Source organism: Achromobacter sp. KK8, from assembly GCF_054188005.1.
The window spans coordinates 2,780,501-2,801,951 of the sequence record NZ_CM135178.1 but is presented as its reverse complement, the minus strand read 5'-3'; the positions used below and the strand labels follow the sequence as shown (position 1 = coordinate 2,801,951).

The following is a 21,451-nucleotide window of genomic DNA, read 5'->3' as shown; positions in this document are numbered from 1 at the left end:
TCAATGGTCGTGGTTGCTGGCCGCGAAACCGGCCGCGTTCAGGATGTCGATCACTTCCTGGATGTGCTCCGGCCCGCGCGTCTGCAGCACGAAATCCACTTCCACATTGCGCACCGGCAATGAGGTGAACGCGCGCTGGTGATGCACCTCGGTGATGTTGGCCTGGGCATCGGCGATCAGCTTGGTCGCGTGGGCCAGCGCGCCCGGCAGGTCGCGCAGATCGACGCGGATACGGGCCAGGCGGCCGGCGCGCACCATGCCGCGCTCGATCAGCTCGCCCAGCATCAAGGGGTCGATGTTGCCGCCGGTCAGCACCAGGCCGATGCGCTTGCCCTTGAAGCGCTCGCTGCCCGCCTCCTGCGCGCGCAGCAGCGCCGCCAGGCCGGCCGCGCCGGCGCCTTCGACCACGGTCTTCTCGATTTCCAGCAGCACCACGATGGCGTGCTCGATGTCGGCCTCGCTGACCAGTTCGATGTCGTCGACCAGCCGGCTGACGATGGGCTGCGTCAGCCCGCCCGGTGATTTCACCGCGATGCCTTCGGCGATGGTGTACTGCCCCTGCGGCATCGACACGCCCTTGACGGCGGCATACATGGCGGGAAAGCGCTCGGTCTGCACCCCGATGATCTCGATGCCGGGCTTGAGCGCCTTGGCTGCCGTGGCGATGCCCGAGATCAGGCCGCCGCCGCCGATGGCGATCACCAACATGTCCAGCTGCGGCTGGTCTTCCAGCATTTCCAGCGCCACCGTGCCCTGCCCCGCGATCACGGCCTCGTCGTCGTAGGGGTGGATCATGATCAGCCCGCGCTGTTTGGCCAGCTCGTAGCCATGCGCCTTGGCGTCGTCGAAGGTATCGCCGGCCAGCACCACTTCGGCGCCGAAGCGGCGCGTGTTGGCGACCTTCACGGTCGGCGTGAAGCGCGGCATCACGATCACGGCCGGCACGCCCATGCGCTGCGCATGGTAGGCCACGCCCTGGGCATGGTTGCCGGCCGACACCGCGATCACGCCCGCGCGGCGCTCGTCTTCCGACAGCGTCAGCATGCGGTTGAGCGCGCCGCGCTCCTTGAAGCTGGCGGTGAACTGCAGGTTCTCGAATTTCAGCCAGATCTCGGCGCCGAAGATGTCGGACAGCGTGCGCGACAGGGTGAACGGGGTCTTGAGCACCTGGCCACGCAGGTTCTCGCGGGCGGTCTGGATGGAAGCGATATCGATCACGGTGGAAAAATCCTGTTAGCGCACCGGCAGGAAATTGAACAGCAAAAGGCCTTGCGCATAGTTGATGCCGATGCGCCGCGAATTCTCGCCCAGCAGATTGGCGATCAGGTCCAGCCGGCCGATGATGGCGCCGAACTCGCGTTCGAAACTGAGGTTGGTGGCCTGCGCCGACATCTCGTTGGCCAGCAGCAGCGGCTCGCCCTGGTTGTTGCGGCGCGACGCCAGCAGCCAGGCCGCCGCCTCGACGTTCCGTGCGGCATTGTAGACCCGCTGCCCGTCGAGCGCGTCGGTGGCGTACAGGCGGGTCTTGCCGTTGTGGGCGGCGATGATGGTGTCGGCCAGGCCGTAAATGAAGGCCCCGACGCGGTCGCCGCTGTAGTTGGGATCGAGCGACACCGCCAGGATCTGGATGTCGTGCAGGCCGGCCAGGTCGGCCGGCGGGATCCGCACCTCGATTGCATGCTTGACCCGCGACACCGCGGTCGCGTGGTCGGGCGCGCCGGTCTTGCGCCATTCGCGCGGGTTGCGTCGGTAGAGCTTGTCCAGCAGGCTGTAGAGGCTGGCCAGGTTGTCGCGCACCTCCAGGGTGACGGTGCGGTTGAAGTCGGTCTGGACCAGTTGGTCGGCCGACATGCCTTCGCCCTTGGGCGAACCCTGGCCCGGCCCGGGCGCGGACATGCATCCGGCCAACAACGCTCCCAGCAGCATGGCCGCCGCCGTGGCGGGTCCTCGCCATCGCGTCATGCTCGATCCATCCGTATCCCCCTCTGTCTGGCGCCCTGCCGGCTTGCGCCGCGCCGGCGCTCGTGTCACGCGCAAGACTTTACCGTAAGGCGCGCGAAGATGGGAGATGCGGGAGATTCGAAGACGAAAGAAGATGAATCCGCCTGCCACCAAAGCAAAGAAAAACGGCGCCTCGCGGCGCCGTTCTTGAGCAGGGGAAAGGCAGGCCTTATTCGGCTTGCGGTTCCGCTTGCGGGGCGGCTTCGGCAGCGGCCTGCTGCTGCTCGATGCCGCCGATCGCCTTGATGGACAGGCGCAGGCGGCCCTTGTCGTCGGCCTCGATGACCTTGACGCGGACTTGCTGGCCGACCTTCAGCACATCGTTGATGTTGGCGATGCGGTAGTTGGCGATTTCCGAGATGTGCAGCAGGCCGTCGCGGCCCGGCAGCACTTGCACGATGGCGCCGAAGTCCAGCAGGCGCAGGACCGAGCCGTCGTAGACCTGGCCCACTTCGACGTCGGCGGTCAGCTCGACGATGCGGCGCTGGGCTTCCTTGGCCTGCGCTTCGTCGACGCTGGCGATCACGATCGTGCCGTCGTCGGAGATGTCGATCTGGGTGCCGGTTTCCTCGGTCAGCGCGCGGATGGTGGCGCCGCCCTTGCCGATCACGTCGCGGATCTTCTCGGGGTTGATCTTGATGGTCAGCATGCGCGGGGCGAAAGCCGACAGCTCGCCGCGCGAACCGTCCAGCGCTTCCTTCATCTTGCCCAGGATGTGCAGGCGGCCTTCGCGGGCTTGCGCCAGCGCCACTTGCATGATTTCCTTGGTGATGCCCTGGATCTTGATGTCCATCTGCAGCGCGGTGACGCCGTTTTCGGTGCCTGCGACCTTGAAGTCCATGTCGCCCAGGTGATCTTCGTCACCCAGGATGTCGGTCAGCACGGCGAACTTGCCGCCGTCCAGGATCAGGCCCATGGCCACGCCGGCCACGTGATCCTTGACCGGCACGCCGGCATCCATCATGGCCAGCGAGCCGCCGCAGACCGAAGCCATCGACGACGAGCCGTTGGACTCGGTGATTTCCGAGACGATGCGGATGGTGTACTGGAAGTCTTCCGGGGCCGGCAGCAGCGGGATCAGCGCGCGCTTGGCCAGGCGGCCGTGGCCGATTTCGCGGCGCTTGGGCACGCCGATGCGGCCGGTTTCGCCGGTGGCGAACGGAGGCATGTTGTAGTGCAGCATGAAGCGGTCGCGGTACTCGCCCATGAGCGCGTCAATGATCTGCTCGTCCTGCTTGGTGCCCAGCGTGGCCACGACCAGCGCCTGGGTTTCACCGCGGGTGAACAGGGCGCTGCCGTGCGCGCGCGGCAGCACGCCCAGGCGTACGCTGATGGGACGCACGGTGCGGGTGTCGCGACCATCGATACGCGGTTCGCCGTTCAGGATCTGGCCGCGGACGATGGCCGATTCCAGCGAGAACAGGATGTTGTCGACGGTGACGGCGTCCGGCGCCGGCTCGCCCTTCTCGGCGGCGGCGGCGTTCAGCTTGGCCGACACGTCGGCGTAGACTTCACGCAGCTTGGTGGTGCGGGCCTGCTTTTCGCGGATCTGGTAGGCGGCGTTCAGGCCTTCCTGGGCAGCCGACGTGACGGCGGCGATCAGGGCCTCGTCCTTGGCGGGCGCTTGCCAGTCCCAATCGGGCTTGCCGGCGTCCTTGACCAGTTCGTGGATGGCGTTGATGACGGCCTGCATCTGCTCGTGGCCGTAGACCACGCCGCCCAGCATGATTTCCTCGGACAGCTGGTCGGCTTCCGATTCCACCATCAGCACGGCGTTTTCGGTGCCGGCGACCACCAGGTCCAGCTTCGACGACTTCAATTGCGACGCGGTCGGGTTGATGGCGTACTGGCCATCGATGTAACCCACGCGGGCGGCGCCGATCGGGCCGTTGAAGGGAATGCCGGAGATGGCCAGGGCGGCCGACGCGCCGATCATGGCGGCGATGTCCGGATCGATTTCGGGATTGACCGACAGCGTGTGGATGACCACCTGGACTTCGTTGTAGAAGTCTTCGGGGAACAGCGGACGCAGGGGACGGTCGATCAGGCGCGAGGTCAGCGTTTCCTTCTCGGACGGCTTGCCTTCACGCTTGAAGAAGCCACCCGGGATGCGGCCGGCGGCGTAGGTCTTTTCGATGTAGTCGACGGTCAGCGGGAAGAACGTCTGACCCGGCTTGGCCTTCTTGGAAGCCACGACAGTGGCCAGGACGACGGTGTCCTCGATCGACACCACAACGGCGCCGGAGGCCTGGCGAGCGATTTCGCCGGTTTCCAGGACGACCGTGTGCTGGCCGTACTGGAACGATTTAGTCACTTTATTGAACATGACGATTATTCCTTACAAATGAAAAACCGTGGCCGTCGCGACATGCGTCGCACCGACCACGGTTGCGTCATGGGGAGCCAGCCCCGTCGATCACTTGCGCAGACCGAGTTTTTCGATCAGTGCGCGGTACGAATCGGGATTGCGGCCCTTGAGATAGTCGAGCAGCTTGCGGCGACGGCTGACCATACGCAGCAGACCGCGGCGCGAGTGATGGTCCTTCATGTGTTCTTTGAAGTGACCGGTCAGTTCGTTGATACGGGCGGTGAGCAGAGCCACCTGGACTTCGGGGGAGCCGGTATCGCCTTGAGCGCGTTGGAACTGCGCAACGATATCGGATTTCTTGATGTCAGCTACAGACATTGATGACCTCTTCGGACATGCGACAGGGCCGAGGCGCCCTGACGTGGTTTGGAAAAAAATCGCGGCCGGCTAAAAGCGTTATTGCGTTCTCACTGCTGCTTCAAGGCTACCCTGGAAGTGCCGCAAGACAAGGCTTGGCGCCCCATTTGCCGCATGTCCAGCCCAGCCCCGTTGCCGGCGCAAAGCATCTTGCAAAATCAATACACTTGATAAAGCCTGACGATTATAGCCGATTCGCTAGAATTACCCCAGTGAGACCGCCGGCCCGCCGCCGGGCGTCGCGCCGCCGCCCTCGCGGGAGGCACCAGGAGCCATAATATGTCAAATTATTACAGACTTGCCCGCACCACTTTGGCCGCCGCGGCCCTGGCCGGCCTGGCCGCCTGCGCCAATCTTGCCCAGGTCGCCCCCGGCACCCCGCTGGCCGACGTCCAGGCCCAGTTCGGCCGTCCCAATTTCGAATGCCCGCAGGCCAACGGCGGCCGTCGCGTGATCTGGACGCAGCAACCCATGGGCCAGTATGCGTGGGGCGCCAACGTCGGCGCCGACGGCCGCGTCGACCGGGTCGTGCCGCTGCTGACCGACGCCCACTTCAAGGTGCTGGAACAGGGCCAATGGAGCCCCGAGCGCGTGCGCTGCGAGTTCGGCCCGCCGGCCCGCATCGATCAGGCCGGCCTGGGCGAAAAACGCGAGGTGATCTGGTCGTACCGCTACAAGGAAAACAGCGTCTGGAATTCGCTGATGTACGTCTACATGGGCCGCGACGGCAACGGGGTGACGCACTTCCATCCCGGCCCGGACCCGATGTACGACGATGACCGCTTCATGTGGCGTTGATTCCCCCACGAAAAAACCCGCCTTCATCCAGGCGGGTTTTTCTTTTGCCGGGCGGCGGGCTCAGGACGACTGGCCGCGGCGCTCCTGCTGCAGCCGGCGGGCGCGGTTCCAGCGCCAGGCCCAGATGACCCAGCCCGAAAATCCGTACAGCACGAACAGGCCGAACAGCACCACCGGGGGATCGCTGGACACGAACACGAACACCGCCACCACCAGCAGGATGCCCCAGAACGGCACGCTGCGGCCCAGGGCGAAGCTCTTGCCACTGAAGAACGGCGCGTTCGACACCATGGTGATGCCGGCGTACATGGTCAGCGTGAACGCGACCCAGGCCATCACGCTGTCGTGGATCGGCAGCTTGTTGTCGACCGCCAGCCAGACGAAACCGGCCACCAATGCCGCCGCCGCCGGGCTCGGCAGCCCCTGGAAGTAACGCTTGTCGACCACCGCGATATTGGTGTTGAAGCGCGCCAGGCGCAGCGCGGCTCCCGCCACGTAGACGAACGCCGCCAGCCAGCCCCAGCGTCCCAGGTCGTTCAGGATCCATTCGTACATCACCAGCGCCGGCGCCACGCCGAACGAGGTCATGTCGGACAGCGAATCGTATTGCTCGCCGAAGGCGGACTGGGTGTTGGTCAGGCGGGCCACCCGGCCGTCCATGCCGTCCAGCACCATGGCCACGAAAATGGCGATGGCGGCGACCTCGAAGCGGTTGTTCATGGCCTGCACCACGGCATAGAACCCCGCGAACAACGCCGCGGTGGTGAATGCGTTGGGCAGCAGGTAGATGCTTCGGTGGCGGTTCTCGGAATCGCGCATGGAAAAATTGGGCATGGTCTCAATTACTTACGACAGACATTGAAAGGTTAACTCATCTGGCCCCACAACGGGCCGCAGCAAGGGCCGTGCCCGCGCCGATCCGGCCCCGCCGGCGCGAAAAGCCCCGCTCGCGCCCCGCTGACGCGCCTGCCTCGCGCATTCTCCGCGCAAAGAAAAACGGCATGCCCTCGCGAGGCATGCCGCTTGCCGTCGGCGCGCGCGGGGCGCAAACCCCGCGCGGAAACCGGGATCAGTTCTTGGACTTGTCCACCAGCTTGTTGGCGGCGATCCAGGGCATCATGGCGCGCAGCTTGCCGCCCACCACTTCGATCTGCGATTCCGCGTTGATGCGGCGGCGCGAGGTCAGCGTCGGGGCGCCGGCGGCGTTTTCCAGGATGAACTTCTTGGCGTATTCGCCGGTCTGGATGTCCGTCAGGCACTGGCGCATGGCCTTGCGGGTTTCGTCGGTGACGATCTTCGGGCCGGTCTCGTACTCGCCGAACTCGGCGTTGTTCGAGATCGAGTAGTTCATGTTGGCGATGCCGCCTTCGTAGATCAGGTCGACGATCAGCTTCAGTTCGTGCAGGCACTCGAAGTAGGCCATTTCGGGCGCGTAGCCGGCTTCCACCAGCGTGTCGAAACCGGCCTTGATCAGTTCGACGGTGCCGCCGCACAGCACGGCCTGTTCGCCGAACAGGTCGGTTTCGGTTTCTTCACGGAAGTTGGTTTCGATGATGCCGGCACGGCCGCCGCCGTTGGCGCTGGCGTACGACAGGGCCACGTCGCGCGCGGCGCCCGACTTGTCCTGGTACACGGCCACCAGGTGGGGCACGCCGCCACCCTGCTTGTAGGTGTTGCGCACCGTGTGGCCGGGGGCCTTCGGGGCGATCATGATGACGTCGATGTCTTCGCGCGGCACGACCTGGCCGTAGTGGACGTTGAAGCCGTGGGCGAAGGCCAGGGCGGCGCCGGCCTTGATGTTGGCGTGCACTTCCTTGTTGTAGACCGAGGCGATGTTCTCGTCGGGCAGCAGCATCATGACGATGTCGGCGGCCTTGACGGCTTCCGCCACTTCCTTGACCTGCAGGCCGGCGTTGGCGGCCTTGTCCCACGAGGCGCCGCCCTTGCGCAGGCCGACGATGACCTTCACGCCCGAGTCATTCAGGTTCTGGGCATGGGCGTGGCCTTGCGAGCCGTAGCCGATGATGGCAACGGTCTTGCCTTTGATGAGGGAGAGGTCGCAGTCTTTGTCGTAGAAAACTTTCATGGGGTGCTCCAGATATTTTTGGATATTCGTTGGTTCGGGATGTAGGGTGCGGCTTGGCTTGGAAGGCCGGTCAAAGCTTCAGGATCCGTTCACCGCGGCCGATGCCGGACACGCCGGTGCGCACGGTTTCCAGAATGGCACTGCGGTCCAGGGCCTCCAGGAAGGCCTGTACTTTTTCCTGCACCCCGGTCAATTCGATGGTGTAGGACTTGTCGGTGACGTCGATGATGCGCCCGCGGAAGATGTCCGCCATGCGCTTCATTTCCTCGCGTTCCTTGCCGACCGCGCGCACCTTCACGAGCATCAGCTCGCGCTCGATGTGCGCGCCTTCGGTCAGGTCCACGACCTTGACCACGTCCACCAGGCGGTTCAGGTGCTTGGTGATCTGCTCGATGACTTCATCCGAGCCGGTGGTGACGATGGTCATGCGCGACAGCGTGGCGTCCTCGGTCGGCGCCACGGTCAGGGTCTCGATGTTGTAGCCCCGCGCCGAAAACAGGCCGACCACGCGCGACAGCGCGCCGGGCTCGTTCTCGAGGAGGACGGAAATCACGTGCTTCATGGTGGCCTCCTTACAGGTCTTCAGAGCCGAGCAGCATTTCGGTCAGCCCGCGGCCGGCCTTGACCATCGGCCACACGTTTTCGGTGCGGTCGGTGATGAAGTCCAGGAAGACCAGGCGCTCCTTGTGTTTCTTGAACGCTTCGCGCAGCGCCGGCTCGACGTCGGCCGGGCGCTCGATGCGCAGGCCCACGTGGCCGTAGGCCTCGGCCACCTTGACGAAGTCGGGCAGCGAATCCATGTACGACTCGGAATAGCGCGAGCCGTAGTCGATCTGCTGCCACTGCCGCACCATGCCCAGGAAGCGGTTGTTCAGGCAGATGATCTTGGGCGTCAGGCGGTACTGGGCGCAGGTCGACAGTTCCTGGATGTTCATCTGGATCGAGGCCTCGCCGGTGATCACGGCGATGTCATGGCCCGGATTGGCCATCTGCACGCCCATGGCGTACGGCAGGCCCACGCCCATGGTGCCCAGGCCGCCGGAATTGATCCAGCGGCGCGGCTTGTCGAACTTGTAGTACTGCGCGGCCCACATCTGGTGCTGGCCCACGTCGGAGGTGACGAAGGCGTCGCCGCCGGTCACTTCCCAGAGCTTTTCCACCACGAACTGCGGCTTGATGACTTCATCCGAATTGGCGAACTTCAGGCATTCCTTGCCGCGCCAGGTCTCGACCTGCTCCCACCACTTGGCGATGGAAGCCGGCTTGTGCTCGGCCGAGGCGGCCTCGTACTGCGCGCTCAGGTCGGCCAGCACATCCTTGACGTTGCCGACGATCGGGACGTCCACGCGCACGCGCTTGGAGATCGACGACGGGTCGATATCGATATGGATGATCTTGCGGGCGTTCTGGGCGAAGTGCTTGGGGTTGCCGATCACGCGGTCGTCGAAACGGGCGCCAATGGCCAGCAGCACGTCGCAGTGCTGCATCGCCATGTTGGCCTCGTAGGTGCCGTGCATGCCGGGCATGCCGACGAACTGGCCGCTGCTGGCCGGGAAGCCGCCCAGGCCCATCAGGGTGCTGGTGCAGGGCGCGCCCAATTGCGAGACGAGCTTGTTCAGCTCGGGCGCGGCGTTCGACAGGATGACCCCGCCGCCGGTGTAGATCATCGGCCGCTCGGCGGCCAGCAGCATCTGCACGGCTTTCTTGATCTGCCCCTGGTGGCCCTTGTTGACGGGCGCATAGGAACGCATCGAGATCTCGCCCTTGGGCGGGGTGTACTTGCACTGCGCGACGGTGATGTCCTTGGGGATGTCCACCAGCACCGGGCCGGGACGGCCGGTGCGCGCGATGTAGAACGCGCGGCGCATGGTTTCGGCCAGGTCCTTGACGTCACGCACCAGGAAGTTGTGCTTGACGCAGGGACGGGTGATGCCGACGGTGTCGCATTCCTGGAAAGCGTCCTCGCCGATGGCCGCAGTGGGCACCTGCCCGCTGATGATGACCATGGGGATGGAGTCCATGTAGGCGGTGGCGATGCCGGTGACGGCATTGGTCACGCCCGGACCGCTGGTCACGATGCAGACGCCGACCTTCTGCGACGAGCGCGAATAGGCATCGGCCGCGTGCACGGCGGCTTGCTCGTGACGAACCAGGATATGCTGGAATTTGTCCTGCTTGAAAATCGCGTCGTAGATGTAGAGCACCGCGCCGCCAGGGTAGCCGAAAACGTGTTCCACGCCTTCATCGGCCAGGCAGCGCACGACGATATCGGCGCCATTCATTTCCATGTTGTCATTCCTTTCAAAACCGGCCCTGCAACCCTGCCTGCTGCGCGCCCGGATACGGCGGCAACTGAACCCATACCGGCTGCGGCAACATGATCCGGCGCTTAGCGGCTCACGGAGCCACGCCACCCGGACACCCTGCCGACCCGGCACACGTTCGACAGAACGCAGTGCAAACGCCCCTGGGGGACGCTGGAGGTCGAAATGGAAGCCTTGGCAACACACGCTTGTGGCGCGGCCAACGGCAGATGTATCTGCTGCGGGATGGCTGGGAGGTGACCCTGGCCATCCGCCTCATCGCGCCGGTTTCGGATAGGCAGACCGGCGCAAGTGGAGCAATTTACCGCGTTGCGTCAAAGCTAGCAAATCGAGGTTTCGCGGACGTTGCACGGAAGTCGCGCCCGGCCATGCGGGAAAGTCTGGTAACCATCTGGCCCCTAAAACGCGACCGCTCTCTCTATACTTGACGCGTCACCCGGATTCGAGCCCCGCCGTCCATGGATCTGCGCATTGCCAGCATTCGCCGCTTTCTCTACAGCCACTACTTCTTCGGAGGGGTGCGGCAGGGAGTCGGCATGCTGTTGCCGGTGCTGGTGCTGGGCGGGCTGTTCGGCCACTACACCACCGGCCTGGTCGCCACCTTCGGCGCCCAGTGCCTGGCCATCATCGACCAGCCCGGGGGCCCGCAGCGGCACCGCACCAACGAGATGCTGGGCGGCGCCGCGCTGGGCACGCTGACCGTCATCATCACAGGCCTGGCCTCGACCAACCCGGTGCTGATCTGGCTGGTGGTCATCGCGCAGTGCTTCGTCTATTCCATGTTCACGGTGTTCGGCAAGCGCGGCGGCCTGATCGGCTTTGCCGGCCTGCTGCTGATGACGCTGACCATGCATTCGCCGCTGGAACCGCACGAGGTGCTGGCGCATGCCGCCGCGACGCTGGGCGGGGCGCTGTTCTACGTGGCATTCAGTCTGGGATTTTCACGGCTGTTCTGGCTGCGGGAAGAACAGCAGGCGATGTCGGTGGCGCTGTTCGCCACCGCCGACTACGTCGCCGCGCGCGCCGCCTTCTACGACGAAACCGCCGACCTGGACGAAGCCTACCGCAACCTGATCCAGCGGCAGTCCGTCATGACCGAAAAGCACCAGGCCGCTCGCGACATGGTGCTGCGCGCCCTGCCCCGCGGCAAGGGCCTGGGCGACCGCCAGCGCGTGATGATCTGGAACATGTTCGTCGACATGCTGCAACTGCTGGATACGCTGGTGGCCACCCACACCGACTACGCCGCGCTGCGGCGCGCGCTGGCCGGCAACGACTGCCTGATGTTCATGCGCGACGCGCTGGTGAAGATGTCGCTGGAGCTGAACCGCATCGCGCTGGACGTGTCGCGCGGCCGCAAGGTGCAGTACCGCAGCAGCGCCAAGGCCGAACTGCGCGCCATCGAGTACGAGATCGAACAACTCAAGCAGCAGGGCCTGGGCGAGCGCGAGCCCGAGATGCTGGCGCTGATCGTGCAGGTGCTGCGCCGGCTGCGCAACTCGGCCCGCATCGTCGACCGCCTGGCCGACCACACCGCCGCCTCGCCTCACGCCAAACCCACCGACGTGCTGCGCATCAACAAGTCGCTGACGCGCTTCATCTCGCGCCAGGAATTCCGCTTCGGCCTGCTGACCAGCAACCTGCGCCTGGATTCGCCGCACTTTCGCTATGCGCTGCGCGTGACCGCCGCGGCCGCCATCGCCATGACGCTGGCCAGCCGCTGGCTGTCGCCGGCGTTCTCGGCGCACAACTACTGGATCATGCTGACCATCGTCATCATCATGAAGCCGGGCTTCGCGCTGACCCGCCAGCGCAATGGCTGGCGCCTGATGGGCACGCTGATCGGCTGCCTCTGCGCGCTGCTGCTGTTCAACGTCACCGACCGCCCCGAGATCCTGTTCGCGGTGCTGCTGGGCGCCTGCGTCATGGGCAACAGCATGGTGCAGCTGAACTACATGGCCAGCGCCATCTTCAACACCCTGTTCGTGGTGCTGGTGTTCCACTTCGTCTCGCCCGGCACGGTGTCGATGGCGGTGATCGGCGAACGCGCCATCGATACGCTGATCGGCTGTGCGCTGGCGCTGGTGTGCAGCTACATCCTGCCCTGGTGGGAAGCGCGCTACCTCAAGCCGCTGGCCGCCGCCGCCACGCGCGCCAATCGTGAATACCTGATGGCCGGCATGCGCTACGTGGAAGCGATGCAGGCACACGGCGCGCCGATGGGCGCGGCCGCCGACGCGACGCCCGCGGTCACCGACGCCGACATTGCCTGGCGCCTGGCGCGCAAGAACGTGCACATCGCCTTCAGCAATTTCGCCGAGGCCTTCTATCGCATGATGAGCGAACCCAAGTCGCACCAGGTCAGCGTGCCCGAGCTGAACAACCTGCTGATCCAGAACCACGTGCTGGCCTCGCAGATCACCGCCGCCATTCCCATCCTGGCCGCCCTGCCCGCCACGCCCGAGGCGGTGCAGCGGGCGCTGGCCGGCATGGTCGACCTGCTCGACGAGAACCGCGCGCAGGCCCCCGCCGACCTGCCCACCCAGTTCGACACCGAAGGCGAGCAGGCGGCGCTGGTCTATCCCGTCAAGCAGATGATCAAGGCCGCGCACATGATCCGCCAGGAACTGCTGGCGCTGGCCGATCCGCAGCACGCGCCGCCGGTCGCGGCGCCAGCCTGAATCGAGCCGCCGCGCTTCGCGGGAACAAAAAAACCGGCCCTTTCGGGGCCGGTTTTCCGCGCTACCCGCGTCCCGCTCAGAGCTTGCGGCGAAACACCAGCCTGTCCTCGGTCGAGGCCGAGGCGTCGTACCTGTAGCCTTCCAGGTCGAAGCCGTGCAGGCCTTCGGGCTTGGACACCTTGTGCAGGATGGCGTAGCGCGCCATCAGGCCGCGCGCGCGCTTGGCGTGGAAGCTGATGATCTTCCAGGCGCCGTTCTTCCAGTCCTGGAACACGCACTGCACCACGCGCGCCTTGAGCGCCTTCAGGTCGACCGCCTTGAAATACTCTTCGGACGCCAGGTTGACGATGACCGGCGCCTTCTGCCCGGCCTGGCGTTCGTTCAGGTAGTCGGCGATGCCGCTGCCCCAGTATTCGTACAGGTTCTTGCCCTTGGACGTTTCCAGGCGCGTGCCCATTTCCAGGCGGTACGGCTGCATCAGGTCCAGCGGCCGCAGCACGCCGTACAGGCCGCTGAGGATGGCCACGTGTTCCTGGGCCCAGTCCAGTTGCTTGGCCGACAGGGTCGAAGCCTCCAGGCCCTCGTACACGTCGCCGTTGAAGGCCAGCACGGCCTGGCGCGAATTGGCCTGCGTGAAGGTGCGCTTCCAATGCGCATAGCGCTGCACATTGAGCTCGGACAGCGCCGGGCTCAGGCTCATCAGTTCGGCAATGTCGTCCGCGGTCTTGGTCTTGAGCACCTTGATCAGGGCGGCGGCCTGGTCCACGAACAGCGGCTGGGTATGGGTCTCGACATACACCGGCGAGTCGTAGTCCAGCTTCTTGGCGGGGGAAAGCAGAAACAGCATTCGAAGATTCCTTTGATCAGCGCGCCGTCCAGCCGCCATCGACGGAGACGGACGTGCCGGTGATTTGCGCGGCGGCATCGGAGGCCAGGAAAACGGCGGTGCCGCCCAGTTGTTCGGGCGTGACGAACTGCAGCGACGGCTGCTTTTCGCCGAGCAGTTCACGCGCGGCGGTTTCCTGGTCGACGCCGTTCTTTTCGGCCAGCGCCGAGATCTGCTTTTCGACCAGCGGAGTGCGCACCCAGCCCGGGCAGATGGCGTTGGCGGTGATGCCCTGGCCGGCGGTTTCCAGCGCGGTCACCTTGGTGAAGCCGACCACGCCGTGCTTGGCGGCGACGTAGGCCGACTTGTTGGCCGAAGCCACCAGGCCGTGCGCCGAGGCGATGTTGATGATGCGGCCGAAGCCCTGCTTCTTCATGTGCGGCAGCGCGGCGGCGGTGCCGTGGAACACGGCCGACAGGTTCAGCGCCAGGATCGCATCCCATTTTTCGGTGGGGAAATCCTCGATCAGCGCGGTGTGCTGGATGCCGGCGTTGTTGACCAGGATGTCGATGCGGCCCATCTGGCGCACCGCGTTGTCGACCAGGCCGCGCACGGCCTCGCCCTTGGACAGGTCGGCGCCGTCGTACAGCACCTTGACGCCATGCTGGGCCGCCAGGCCGGCGCGGACCTTTTCGATCTCGGCGGCGTCGCCGAAGCCGTTCAGGACGATGTCGGCGCCCTGCGCGGCCAGCGCGGTGGCGATACCCAGGCCGATCCCGCTGGTGGAACCGGTGACGACTGCGACTTTTCCTTTGAGCATAGATGTTCTCCTGTGGCGGGGCGCGAAGGGCGGATGACGGCCGGAACACGCCGGCCGGCGCCGTGGACGAAACACGGACTTAAAAACTGCGTCAAGTGTAGCTGCCCGGCAAGGCGCCCATGATGCCATGCCCCCACGGCGCGCGGGGTCAAGCGCGCGGCCGGCCCGGCGCCGTATCCGTCGCTGTATCCACCACAGTATCCGACGCGGTTGGCGGCGCTACGCGCGGCGACGCATCCGGCCGCCCGCCGGCCGTCGCCGGGTCCGGGTCCGGCTCGGGCAGGTCCGCCATGCCGCCCAGGCGTTCGGGCACCCGTTCGAGCAGCTTGATCAGGATGGGCACCACCCCCATCGACACCGCCACCACCACCGCCAGCACGTCGCGCTGATCCAGGTCCATCAAGTGGTTGTCCCAGGCTTCGTTGAAGATCGCGAAGCTGAATTCGCCGCCCTGCGCCAGCACCATCGCGAACAACAGGCGGTGGTAGCGGGGCAGGCCGAGCACGCGCGCAAAGCAATACAGCACGGTCACCTTGACCACCAGCAGCGCGCTCACCCCCGCCAGGATGAAGGCCCAGTGGTCCGCGACCACGCTCAGGTTCACGGACATGCCGATCGCGACGAAGAACAGGCCCAGCAGCAACCCCTTGAAGGGCTCGATGGCGGTTTCCAACTCGTCGCGGTAGCGCGATTCGGCCATCAGCACGCCGACCAGGAAACCGCCCAGGCCGGCCGACAAGCCCGCATAGTCGAACAGCTGGGCGGTGCCCACCACCATCAGCAGCGCCGCCGCCGTGAACAATTCCTTCAGCTGCGCCTTGGCTGCCCAGCCCAGGAGGCGCAAGCGGTAGGCCACCGCCACCACCGCGACGGCGACCAGCGCTTCCTTGAAGGACGGCGCCGATGCGCCGCCCGCGCCCAACAGCCCCGCCGCCACCAGCATCGGGATTGCCGCCATGTCCTGGAACAACAGCACCCCCAGCGCCGACCTGCCCATGGGCGTGCGCGTCAGGCCGCGCTCCTCCAGCAGCCGCAGCGCCACCGCCGTCGACGACAGCGCCAACGACAGGCCGCACAGGACCGCCGCCTGCCATCCCATGCCTGCCATGTGCCGCAGGGCCGCGCCGAACACCAGGCCCAGCAGCAGGCCGCAGGCCAGCATCTGCATCGCGCCCAGCGCGAACACTTCGCGGCGCATGGCCCACAGGCGCTTGGGCGCCAACTCCAGGCCGATGACGAACAGCATCATCACCACGCCCCATTGCGAGACGTTGACCATATCGCTCACGTCCGTCACCAGCTTCAGGCAGGACGGCCCGACCAGCACGCCGGCCACCAGATAGCCCGGGATCGCGCCCAGCCCCAGCCGTTGGGTCAGGGGCACGCACAGGACGGCGGCCAGCAACAGGATGAGAATCAGGTTCATCGGCGCGAAACGGGGCGGGTCGGAACAACCCGATTCTGCGCAAGGATCGCCCAGCTGGGAAGCGGATGAAACCCGCTGTAGCCGCCGATATCGACGGGCTTTACACAAAACTTTTTTTTACTGTAGAATTGCGGGCTTCGCTGCTCCGACAACGCAGATTCTTCCGACCAGGGATCTGATCGTGGGAAACCAGGAACCGCCAATGGGCTCAAGCCCGGCGCCGGCCACTGGAATTTCACCGTTGCGGAACCCAGCCACGGAGAGGTGGCAGAGTGGTCGAATGTACCTGACTCGAAATCAGGCGTACGGTATCCCCGTACCGTGGGTTCGAATCCCACCCTCTCCGCCAGTTTTGGCTTGTGAGCCCCACCGCGGTCTCGCAGGCAAGCAAAAACACAGACGACCCGCATAAGCCCCGCTTGTGCGGGTTTTTTGTTGGCCGGGTGTGTCGACCATATCCGACCATATCCGGCCAGCGGGCCTGCGGGCAGGGGCGCCCATGCCTCAGCCCTGCGCCTGGGGCACCGCCCCGGCATCGAGGATGGCGAGCGCGCCCATGATCAGCGCATGCATGCCCTGCGCGAATTCCGCCTCCATCTCGGCCTCTTCCGCCGCGCGTTCGGCCTCGACCAGTGGTTCGCGGCCCGCCACCGAATACACCGTGTCCGCCACCGCGATGCAATGGAACGCCACCGTGGCCAGCAGCCAGCGCGCCTGCTCTTTCGGAATGCCGTAGATGCGCGCGATGCGGCTCTGGTGCTCATCGATCTTGACGAGCATGGGCGGCGTCGCGGCCAACCGGCGCAGCACGTAGGGTGTCAGTCCGAGATTCTGCTTGACCAATTGCTGGGCCGACGCCGAGAACGCGAGCAGGTATTCCTTCAACCCGCTGCGTCCGTCATCACAGGGCAGCGGGATTCGCCAGCGGCTGAAGATCTCCTCGGCCACCAGGTGCTTGAGCGCCTCCAGGCTGGGCACATGCTTGTAGAGCGCCATGTGGCTGACCCCCAGCGCCGCGGCAACGCCGACGAAGGTGATGTTCGGCAGGCCGATGGCGATGCCCGCGTCCGCGATCCGTTCGCGCGTGATGGAGGGTGGACGCCCGCGCGCCGCGGGCCGGGGTGACGATTTCATATGGCAATTCCCGCTAATGGCGACGGACCCGCAATAACTTTGATCCGCCTGTCCATTTAGTTTAGTTGGATGCAAGTAACTCTTATTTAGTTTATAGTCATGCAACTAATTATTCAGACGCCTTATTTTTTGCATGAGCACGCGCGATACGGCTGCGGCCCCGCCCCAGAAATCCGGCCCGATCAGCCTGTTGTTGCGACCCATCCGCGCACGCCTGGCCCTCGCCGCCCTCTGCGCCGCCATCGGCACGATGCTGACGCTCGCGCCTTTGGCGGGCATCGCGCATATCGCGCAACTCGCCCTGGGCGAGCACTCCGCGGCGGCGTCGACGCGGGATGAAATCTGGCGGGTCGCCATCGCCAGCGCCGTATGCCTGCTGGCCGGCATGACGCTGGTCTTGGCCGGTGAGCTGCTCGCCCACCTGGCCGACAACCGGCTCACTGCCCAACTGCGCCTGGCTGTCACGCACCGGCTGGCGCGGGTTCCGCTGGGGTGGTTCACCAGCCGCGCCTCGGGCGAGGTCAAGCAGGCCATGCAGGACGACATCGCCACCCTGCACAGCCTGACCGCGCACTTCTACACCGCGGTGGGACGCGCGGGCGGCGCGATCCTGATCTCCGTGCTCTACCTGTTCGCCATGGATTGGCGCCTTGCGATCGTCGCGCTGTTGCCGTTTCCCGGCTTCTTCCTGTTCCTGCGCCGCGCCATGCGGGCCAGCGGCGCCAACATGCAGGCCTTCGTCACCCGCCTTGGACGGGTCAACAGCGCGACGATCGAATTCGTCAGCGGCATTCCGGTGGTCAAGGCATTCGGCGCAGACGGCCGCGCACATGACGGGTATCGCAAGGCCGTTGACGCCTTTGCCGAGGCATTCGCGGATTTCACCCGCCCGCTGGTCGTGGCCATGGCGCATGCCCATGCCATGATCGCGCCGGTGACCGTGCTGGGCCTGGTGCTGGCCTGCGGCGCATTGGTCGTGGGGCTGGGCTGGATGACGCCGCTCGAGCTGCTGCCGTTCGCCCTGGTGGCGCCGGGCATCTGCGCCCCAGTCCTGCTGCTCCACACGCTGCTGCACGACCTGGGTAATGCCGCTGGCGCCGCCCAGCGCGTCCAGGCGCAGCTGCGAACGCCGATGCTGGCGGCGCCCTCGCCCGATCGGCACAGCCCGCCGACGGGCCACGAGGTCCGTTTCGAAAACGTCAGCTACGCCTATGACGCCGAACAGCCGGCGCTGACGAATCTCGGTTTCACCCTGGAACCGGGCTCGGTGACGGCGATCGTCGGTCCCTCCGGTTCGGGCAAATCGACATTGGCGCGATTGCTGCTGCGCTTTTTCGACCCGACCGATGGGCGCATCACGCTCGGCGGCGTCGACCTGCGGCAGATCGAGACGTCGCGGCTGTACCGCCATATCGGCTTCGTGCTGCAAGATGTGCGCCTGATCCACGCCAGTCTCCACGACAACATCGCCTTGGGACGGCCTTCGGCAAGCCGACGCGAAGTCGAGGACGCGGCGCGCGCGGCCAACATCCATGAACGTATCCTGGCCCTGCCGCGAGGCTACGACTCGGTGGTGGGCGAGGATGCGCAGCTGTCCGGCGGCGAACGCCAGCGCGTGAGCATTGCCCGCGCAGTGTTGCTGGACGCACCGGTGCTGGTTCTGGACGAAGCCACCGCCGCCGCGGATGCCGGCAACGAGGTGGCGATCCAGGACGCGCTGTCGCGCTTCGCGCGCGGCCGCACCGTGCTGGTCATCGCCCATCGCCTCGATACCGTCATGCACGCCGATCGCATCCTGGTGCTCGACCGCGGCGTGATCGTCGAGCAAGGCACGCACCAACAACTGCTGGCTCGCCAGGGCCACTATGCGCGCATGTGGCGGCTGGGCGGCCACGCGGGCGCCCCTTTGCAGGAGGCGTCATGCTGAGAACATTGCTGCAATTGCTGGGCCCGGATGCCGTCCTCTTGCGCCGCTATGCCTGCCAGGCCGTGGCCTACAGCCTGCTGTGCGGCCTGACCATCAGCGCGCAGGTACCCGTGCTCAGCCATCTGCTGGCGGGCGATGCGCGCGCGGCGCTGCCTTGGCTGGCGTTACTGCTGGCCGGGGTCGCCCTCTGCTGGATCGGCCGGCGCTATGTGGAACAGGCCGGTGTGCGCGTTGGCGTCTGCGTGCTGCAAGGCGGGCGCCAGCGACTGGGCGACCACGTCGCGCGTTTGCCCGTGGGCTGGTTCACTGCCGACAACACTGCCTGGTTGGGGCACCTGATCACCCAGGGCATGATGGCGGTGGCTCAATTGCCGGCGCATGTCTTCACGCCCGTGATCGGCGGTCTGGTGACGCCGGTGGTCATCGTGGCCGTCCTGCTCGCGCTGCACTGGCAACTGGGCCTGATCGCGCTGGCGGCCCTGCCCTTGCTGGCCGGCGTGCTCGCGCTGAGTGGACGGTTGTCGGGGCGCGCGGACCGGGCTTTCCATCGCCACTTCGCCGATACCAGCCAGCGCATGGTCGAGTTCGCGCAGGCCCAGTCGGTGCTGCGCGCCTTCAACGGCGACGGCGCCGGCGCCCGCTTCGTCGAGCAGGCCGTGGCGCGGCAACAGCGCTCCGGCACGCGGCTGATCCTGCTGTCATCCCTGTCCTCGGTTCTCAATGCCTGGGCCGTGCAGGCGGTGTTCGCCGCGCTGCTGGTCGCGGCGACGCTATGGCTCAATGTCCAACTGGCAAACCCGCTGGCCGCCGCCGAGATCGTCGCGCTTGTCGTCTCACTGCTGCTGGTGGGCCGCTACATCGACCCGCTGCTGGAAGTCGCCGCCTACGGCGAAGCGCTGCGCGGCGCGCGCGGCCAGCTCGACGCCATACGCGAACTGCTGGCGGTCCCGCCGTTGCCGGCGGCGCAAGCGCCGCGGCCGCCGCGGGACGCCGGCGTGGAACTACGCGACGTTTGCTTCCGCTACGCGCCCGGCCAGACCGAGGTGCTGCGCGGCGTGAACCTGCGTGTCGCTCCCGGCAGCATGACGGCACTGATCGGCGCGTCCGGCTCGGGCAAGACCACATTGGTACGCCTGATTGCGCGCTTCTTCGACGCCGACCAGGGCAGCGTGCGGGTCGGCGGGGTCGACGTACGCGACATGTCGCAGACGCAACTGGCGGGCCAGATCAGCCAGATTTTCCAGGACAGCTATCTGTTCACCGGCAGCATTGCCGACAACATCCGCCTCGGCCGGCCCGAAGCGAGCGACGCCGACCTCATGGAAGCCGCGCGCCTGGCCGGCGTGACCGAAATCATCGAGCGCCTGCCGCAAGGGCTGGAGACGCCGGTCGGCGAAGGCGGCGCGCGGTTGTCCGGCGGAGAACGGCAGCGCATCGCCATTGCGCGCGCCTTGATCAAGAATGCGCCCATCCTGCTGGTGGACGAAGCCACTGCCGCGCTCGACGCCGAGAACCAGGCGGCCATCGCCGACACGTTGGCGCGATTGCGTGGCCGGCGCACCCTCATCGTGATCGCGCACCAGCTATCCACCGTGTCCATGGCCGACCAGATCGTGGTACTGGAAGACGGCCTGATCGTCGAATCGGGAACGCCCGCGCAGTTGCGCGCAAGCGCAGGGCACTACGCCCGTTTCCTGGCCCAGCGCCAGGCCGCCAAGGGCTGGCGCATCGCGCCGGCGGCGCCCGGTCGGGAACGCTGATGCCCGCGCGCCTGTGCTGCCTGCTGGCCATGCTGTGCGGCGTCTCCCTGCTGGTCGGCTCCAGCCCGCTGACGTGGTCGCAGGCGCTTGCCGGATCGGGCGAAGCCTGGCTGACGCTGACGGCCAGCCGCCTGCCACGCCTGGCGGCCGTGGTGCTGACCGGCGTAGGCCTGTCGGTCTGCGGCGTCATCCTGCAGCACATCGTGCGCAATCGCTTCGTCGAACCCGGCACTTCCGGTGGGCTGGATGCCGCCAAGCTCGGCATCCTGGTGTCGCTGACGCTGGCGCCGGCGGCCGGCACGACGAGCCGCATGCTGTTCGCGCTGGTGTTCTGCCTGGCCTCCAGCCTGCTCTACGTAGGCATCATTCGCCGCATTCGCTGGCGCAATACGGTACTGGTGCCGGTCATCGGCCTGATGTACGGCAGCGTGCTCAGCGCCGTGGCCGAGTTCTACGCCTATCGCCACAACATCCTGCAAAGCATGCAGGGCTGGCTGCTGGGCGATTTCTCGCGCGTCGTTCAGGGCCATTACGAGATCATCTATCTGGTCCTGCCCATCGTCGCCCTGGCCTATCTGTACGCGCATCGCTTCACCGTGCTCGGCATGGGCGAGGACATGGCATCCAGCCTGGGGCTCGGCTATGCGGCTACCGCGGCGCTGGGCCTCGTGCTGGTCGCGGTGACGGTGTCCGTAACGGTCATCATCGTCGGGGCGATTCCATTCGTCGGACTGGTCGTGCCCAACCTGGTGGCACTGCGCTACGGCGAGAACCTCGGCCGCACGCTTCCCATCGTCGCGCTGGGCGGCGCATCGCTGCTGCTCGCCTGCGACATCATCGGCCGCCTGCTCATCCACCCGTTCGAAGTGCCCATTGGCCTGACGGCCGGCGGCGTGGGCGGCGTCATGTTCCTGGTCCTGATCCTGCGGGGGTTGCGGTGAAG

At 66.3% G+C, this 21,451-nt stretch carries 17 protein-coding genes and 1 tRNA gene; 6 read left to right on the top strand and 12 right to left on the bottom strand.

What is annotated here, in order from left to right:
- From ACVN9Z_RS13025 to rpsO, 4 genes are all read right to left on the bottom strand, one after another.
- Entirely contained in the window at positions 1 to 1,218 is a 1,218-nt protein-coding gene (locus ACVN9Z_RS13025; protein WP_006389123.1) for a threonine ammonia-lyase, read from the bottom strand.
- Between the two features lie 15 nt (positions 1,219 to 1,233).
- Positions 1,234 to 1,962: a hypothetical protein gene (locus ACVN9Z_RS13020; RefSeq protein WP_006389122.1), complete on the bottom strand. Its 729-nt coding sequence runs from the start codon at positions 1,960 to 1,962 to the stop codon at positions 1,234 to 1,236.
- Positions 1,963 to 2,170: 208 nt separating this feature from the next.
- The gene (gene pnp / locus ACVN9Z_RS13015; RefSeq protein WP_020924855.1) at positions 2,171 to 4,327 is read right to left on the bottom strand and encodes a polyribonucleotide nucleotidyltransferase; all 2,157 of its coding nucleotides are present in this window, start codon (positions 4,325 to 4,327) and stop codon (positions 2,171 to 2,173) included.
- 90 nt (positions 4,328 to 4,417) lie between these two features.
- Complete coding sequence (rpsO, locus tag ACVN9Z_RS13010; RefSeq protein WP_006223612.1) at positions 4,418 to 4,687, bottom strand: 30S ribosomal protein S15; 270 nt, start codon at positions 4,685 to 4,687, stop codon at positions 4,418 to 4,420.
- Between the two features lie 318 nt (positions 4,688 to 5,005).
- Between rpsO and ACVN9Z_RS13005 the strand changes: the two genes are divergently transcribed.
- Positions 5,006 to 5,524: a hypothetical protein gene (locus tag ACVN9Z_RS13005; protein WP_020924856.1), complete on the top strand. Its 519-nt coding sequence runs from the start codon at positions 5,006 to 5,008 to the stop codon at positions 5,522 to 5,524.
- Between the two features lie 60 nt (positions 5,525 to 5,584).
- Here ACVN9Z_RS13005 and pssA read toward each other — a convergent pair whose 3' ends face one another.
- From pssA to ACVN9Z_RS12985, 4 genes are all read right to left on the bottom strand, one after another.
- Entirely contained in the window at positions 5,585 to 6,358 is a 774-nt protein-coding gene (gene pssA / locus ACVN9Z_RS13000; RefSeq protein ID WP_006389119.1) for a CDP-diacylglycerol--serine O-phosphatidyltransferase, read from the bottom strand.
- A 235-nt stretch (positions 6,359 to 6,593) separates the two neighbouring features.
- Positions 6,594 to 7,610: a ketol-acid reductoisomerase gene (ilvC, locus tag ACVN9Z_RS12995; protein ID WP_006389118.1), complete on the bottom strand. Its 1,017-nt coding sequence runs from the start codon at positions 7,608 to 7,610 to the stop codon at positions 6,594 to 6,596.
- Positions 7,611 to 7,680: 70 nt separating this feature from the next.
- Positions 7,681 to 8,172, bottom strand: a complete 492-nt coding sequence (gene ilvN, locus ACVN9Z_RS12990; RefSeq protein WP_006389117.1) for an acetolactate synthase small subunit — start codon at positions 8,170 to 8,172, stop codon at positions 7,681 to 7,683.
- Between the two features lie 10 nt (positions 8,173 to 8,182).
- On the bottom strand, positions 8,183 to 9,898 hold the full coding sequence (locus tag ACVN9Z_RS12985; RefSeq protein ID WP_020924857.1) for an acetolactate synthase 3 catalytic subunit: 1,716 nt from the start codon (positions 9,896 to 9,898) through the stop codon (positions 8,183 to 8,185).
- Between the two features lie 494 nt (positions 9,899 to 10,392).
- Here ACVN9Z_RS12985 and ACVN9Z_RS12980 point away from each other — a divergent pair, with 494 nt between their 5' ends.
- Positions 10,393 to 12,615 carry an FUSC family protein gene (locus ACVN9Z_RS12980; protein ID WP_047992511.1) on the top strand — a complete coding sequence of 741 codons (2,223 nt, stop codon included), beginning with the start codon at positions 10,393 to 10,395 and terminating at the stop codon, positions 12,613 to 12,615.
- Between the two features lie 76 nt (positions 12,616 to 12,691).
- Here ACVN9Z_RS12980 and yaaA read toward each other — a convergent pair whose 3' ends face one another.
- The 3 genes from yaaA to ACVN9Z_RS12965 all read right to left on the bottom strand — a co-directional run bounded on the left by yaaA (position 12,692) and on the right by ACVN9Z_RS12965 (position 15,687).
- Positions 12,692 to 13,462 (bottom strand): peroxide stress protein YaaA, encoded by a 771-nt coding sequence (gene yaaA, locus ACVN9Z_RS12975; protein ID WP_458213444.1) that lies wholly within the window; start codon positions 13,460 to 13,462, stop codon positions 12,692 to 12,694.
- 16 nt (positions 13,463 to 13,478) lie between these two features.
- A complete protein-coding gene (locus ACVN9Z_RS12970; RefSeq protein ID WP_076467645.1) occupies positions 13,479 to 14,261 on the bottom strand; it encodes a 3-hydroxybutyrate dehydrogenase in 783 nt (260 codons plus the stop codon).
- A gap of 148 nt (positions 14,262 to 14,409) precedes the next feature.
- Positions 14,410 to 15,687, bottom strand: a complete 1,278-nt coding sequence (locus ACVN9Z_RS12965; RefSeq protein ID WP_458213443.1) for a cation:proton antiporter domain-containing protein — start codon at positions 15,685 to 15,687, stop codon at positions 14,410 to 14,412.
- Positions 15,688 to 15,945: 258 nt separating this feature from the next.
- On the opposite strand from ACVN9Z_RS12965, the gene ACVN9Z_RS12960 reads away from it, so the two are divergent.
- Positions 15,946 to 16,036 (top strand) — tRNA-Ser (locus ACVN9Z_RS12960).
- A gap of 155 nt (positions 16,037 to 16,191) precedes the next feature.
- On the opposite strand, the gene ACVN9Z_RS12955 is transcribed toward ACVN9Z_RS12960, so the two are convergent.
- On the bottom strand, positions 16,192 to 16,821 hold the full coding sequence (locus tag ACVN9Z_RS12955) for a TetR/AcrR family transcriptional regulator (RefSeq protein WP_395500824.1): 630 nt from the start codon (positions 16,819 to 16,821) through the stop codon (positions 16,192 to 16,194).
- A gap of 133 nt (positions 16,822 to 16,954) precedes the next feature.
- Here ACVN9Z_RS12955 and ACVN9Z_RS12950 point away from each other — a divergent pair, with 133 nt between their 5' ends.
- Genes ACVN9Z_RS12950 through ACVN9Z_RS12940 form a run of 3 tightly spaced genes read left to right on the top strand, consistent with a single transcriptional unit; the run spans position 16,955 to position 21,449 of the window.
- Positions 16,955 to 18,748: an ABC transporter ATP-binding protein gene (locus tag ACVN9Z_RS12950; protein WP_458213442.1), complete on the top strand. Its 1,794-nt coding sequence runs from the start codon at positions 16,955 to 16,957 to the stop codon at positions 18,746 to 18,748.
- Positions 18,742 to 20,508, top strand: coding sequence for an ABC transporter ATP-binding protein (locus ACVN9Z_RS12945; RefSeq protein WP_458213441.1), 1,767 nt, complete (start codon positions 18,742 to 18,744; stop codon positions 20,506 to 20,508). Before ACVN9Z_RS12950 ends, ACVN9Z_RS12945 begins: the two co-directional genes overlap by 7 nt.
- Positions 20,508 to 21,449 carry an ABC transporter permease gene (locus ACVN9Z_RS12940; RefSeq protein WP_458213440.1) on the top strand — a complete coding sequence of 314 codons (942 nt, stop codon included), beginning with the start codon at positions 20,508 to 20,510 and terminating at the stop codon, positions 21,447 to 21,449. The genes ACVN9Z_RS12945 and ACVN9Z_RS12940 overlap by 1 nt, the downstream gene beginning before the upstream one ends.
- Positions 21,450 to 21,451 lie beyond the last annotated feature (2 nt).